Here is a 3,277-nt window from a genome sequence, read left to right as displayed (position 1 = left end):
TGCGGACGTTTTGGTAGTCACTGTTGGTACATCTGTTTCCGTGATCTTCGACGATGGTCTTCGACTCGTTGAACGCGACGGCGGGTGGGTGCTGGCCGGGTCGGCAGCGGTCCGTTTCGGGCTGGTGAATGACTACCTGGGGTATCTGGCGGATCGGAACTACTCCCCGAAGACCGTGCGCGCCTACGGCTACGACCTGCTTGGGTTCTGCCGATGGCTGGATGGGGAGGATCTCGAGCTGGCGGGAGTGACCACCGACGTGCTGTTGGCGTTCTTGCGGGCGTGCCGGGAGGCGAAGGTGCCGGGCCGGCCCGGGCCGAACGTGGTCCGGCTATCGGGTCGACGGATGGACCAGTACGCAGCGACCACGATCAACCGGCGGCTCGCGGCGATCTCGGGGTTGTTCACCTTCGCGGCGATGCGGGATCCGTCCCGGAAGAATCCGGTCCCGAAGGGCCGGGAGGCCCGCTGGCTGACCTCAGGTGAGCGCAGCGGGATGTTGGCGCACACTGCTCGTCGGCCGAAGAGCCGGTCCTCGCTGCGGTTACGGGAACCGCGTCGGCTGCCGACAGCGCTGCCGACGCTGGAGGCGGCCGAGTTGCTGGCCAGCTTTCGGACCTGGCGCGACCGCGCGATTGCCGGGCTGATGCTGTATTGCGGGCTCCGCTCGGCGGAGGTGTTGGCGCTGGACGTGACCGATGTCGACATCGGCGGCCGCTGGCTCACGGTGCTCGGCAAGGGGCAACGGGAACGTCGGGTCCCGCTGGACGCCGACGTTGCCTCAGTCATCCAGGTGTATCTTCTGGCCGAGCGGCCCGAGTCGGGCAGCAGTCGGTTGTTCTTGGTGGCCAAGGGCCCGAACCGGGGACAGCCGTTGTCGGCGGCCGGGCTGCGGACGATCTTTCGTTACCACCGCGAGCTGACCGGGATCGTCGGTGGACATCCCCACGCGTTGCGGCACACCTTCGGCACTGCGCTGGCCGAAGCCGGAGTTGATCTTGCCGTGATGCAGGCACTGCTTGGCCATGCCCACGTCGACACCACCGCCCGCTACGTCCACCTGGCCCCCACGCACGTGAAAGCAGAGTTCGATGCAGCTCGCGACCGGCTCCGTTCCCAGCCTTGACTGGCACGCCGTCTACTGTGATCACCTCGCCGCGACTGGGAGAGGCAACACCTCCTACTTCCAGGCTGCGCGGGTCTTCTTCCGGCGGTGGCCAGACCCGCAGGCGTGGGCGGGTGAGCCGTTGCCGGTTCGGCTGGCTGCGGGCAGCGCAACCCGGCCGATCATCACGTTTCTGATGCTGCACGGCGGGCTGCGGCCGGGCTATGACTATCTGCTCGAACGGAAGCTGTCGCCGATCTGGCGAGAGATCAAGGGCTCCCCGCTGGCCGGGGACCTGGAGGCGTTCCTGGGCGCCGCGGCTGAGCTCGGGTTCACCGAGCGGGTGCGGTTCGCGACCGGGTCACAGGTGCCGGCGCGGCTGCTGATCCAAGCCGGGCGTCCGCTGTCGCGGCTGACCCTCACCGACCTGGCCGAGTTCACGGCCGCGTGTCGAGACCGGCAGCGGCGGACCGGGAAGGGCCATCAGCACTATCTGGCAGCGGTCAGCAACACCCAGCGGGTGTTGTTCCATCTCGGTGTGGTCGACCAGCTCCCACGATCGGGCGGACCGATCCCGTTCACCGACCGGATGGCCGAGGTGTCGCCACCGATCAGGACCACGATGATTGCTTACCTGGAACGGAAACGGGCGACCTGTCGACCCAAGACGGTGACATCGATCGCGACCCGGCTGACCCACTTCGGCGTCTTCTTGGCCGACACCGACCCAAGCCTGACCTCGGTGGCTCGGCTGGACCGGTGCCGTCATATCGAGCCCTACCTGACCTCTCTGGTCGACGCCCTCGACTCCAGAACCGGCGAGCCGATCTCCGTCGCCGACCGGTCCCGCCGAGTTCTGGCCGTCGCTGGGTTCCTCGCCGACATCACCGAGTGGGGATGGCCCGATGCACCACCCCGCAAGCTGCTGTTCCGCGACGACACACCGAAACTGCCGAGGGCGCTGCCGCGCTACCTGCCCGTCGACATTGACCGACGCCTCACCGAGGCCTTGACCACTCGACCAGACAACGTCCTGGCCGCGGCCGCATTGCGGCTGCAACGAGCGTGTGGGCTACGGATCGGGGAACTGCTCGACCTCGAGCTGGACTGTGTCCACGAGGTGCCCGACCACGGCAGCTGGCTGAAGGTCCCGCTCGGCAAACTCGACACCGAACGGATGATCCCGATCGATGCCGAGATCCTCGACCTGATCGACCACATCATCGAGCACCGCTCACCCGGACGCGCGATGCCGCACCCCCGCTACCGCCGACCCGCGCAGTTCTTGTTCACCCACCACGGCCGCCGGCTCGGTCAGCAAGCCGTCCGCGCCGAACTCAGCCGAGCCGCCCAACACGCCGGGCTGGACCACATCACACCCCACCAACTCCGCCACACCTACGCCACCGCCCTGGTCAACGCCGGCGTCTCCCTGCAAGCGTTGATGGCGCTGCTCGGACACGCCTCCGCCGAGATGAGCCTGCGCTACGGACGACTGTTCGACACCACCGTCAAAGACGAGTACGAGCGCGCGCTCGACCTGGCCAAGCAGCAAGCCCGCACCCCACCCAGCGGCCGGACCAGCCTGCCACTGACCGACATCACCGGCGGCCGGGACTGGAAAGACACACCCCTGCTGAAGTCCCGCATGGCCGGCGGATTCTGCCTCCGCGCGCCGGCCCAGGGCGCCTGCACCTACGCCAACATCTGCGAGCATTGCCCCAGCTACCGAGCCGAACCCAGCTCACTGCCCATCCTCGCCGCCCAACGCGTCGACGCCGAAGCCCTGGCCCGCGACGCCGCCGAACGCGGCTGGATCGACGAAGCCGAACGCCACCAACGACTCATCGCCCGACTCGACATCTTGATCAACGAGGCCACCGGATGACCAACACCAACACCCTCAAACAAGTCGAACGAGCCTGCGCCCAACTCGACCACGACGGACACACCGTCACCTTCACCGCCGTCGCCGACCTGACCGGCCTCGGCCGCAGCAGCCTCTACCGCGACCCCACCATCCGCGCCGTCATCGAACAACACCGCCACCGCACCGCCGACAGCGGAAGCATCACCGGACTCACCGACCAGATCGCCACTCTCCACGCCGCCGTCGACGCCCTCGCCGAGAAAGTTCGACGCCACGACGAGCAACTCCGACGCCTCAACAAG

The 3,277-nt window shown here is 67.7% G+C and carries 3 protein-coding genes; all 3 read left to right on the top strand.

Annotated features, from left to right (window positions below):
• The first annotated feature begins 40 nt into the window (after window positions 1–40).
• Window positions 41–1,126, top strand: coding sequence for a tyrosine-type recombinase/integrase (locus tag ABD747_RS26610; RefSeq protein WP_344810188.1), 1,086 nt, complete (start codon window positions 41–43; stop codon window positions 1,124–1,126).
• On the top strand, window positions 1,092–2,993 hold the full coding sequence (locus ABD747_RS26605) for a tyrosine-type recombinase/integrase (protein WP_344810187.1): 1,902 nt from the start codon (window positions 1,092–1,094) through the stop codon (window positions 2,991–2,993). Before ABD747_RS26610 ends, ABD747_RS26605 begins: the two co-directional genes overlap by 35 nt.
• Window positions 2,990–3,277: DUF6262 family protein (locus tag ABD747_RS26600; protein WP_344810186.1), on the top strand; the 288-nt coding region annotated here is incomplete at its 3' end. The genes ABD747_RS26605 and ABD747_RS26600, both read left to right, overlap by 4 nt.

It is taken from the genome of Microlunatus ginsengisoli (assembly GCF_039537205.1).
In the GTDB taxonomy this organism is placed as follows: domain Bacteria; phylum Actinomycetota; class Actinomycetes; order Propionibacteriales; family Propionibacteriaceae; genus Microlunatus; species Microlunatus ginsengisoli.
The sequence above is the reverse complement of the archived record's forward strand: the minus strand, read 5'-3'. Positions and strand labels throughout refer to the sequence as shown.

Excerpts from the sequence above, each read along its gene's own strand:
- ABD747_RS26605 (WP_344810187.1), top strand. The coding sequence starts at position 1,092 with ATGCAGCTCGCGACCGGCTCCGTTCCCAGCCTTGACTGGCACGCCGTC.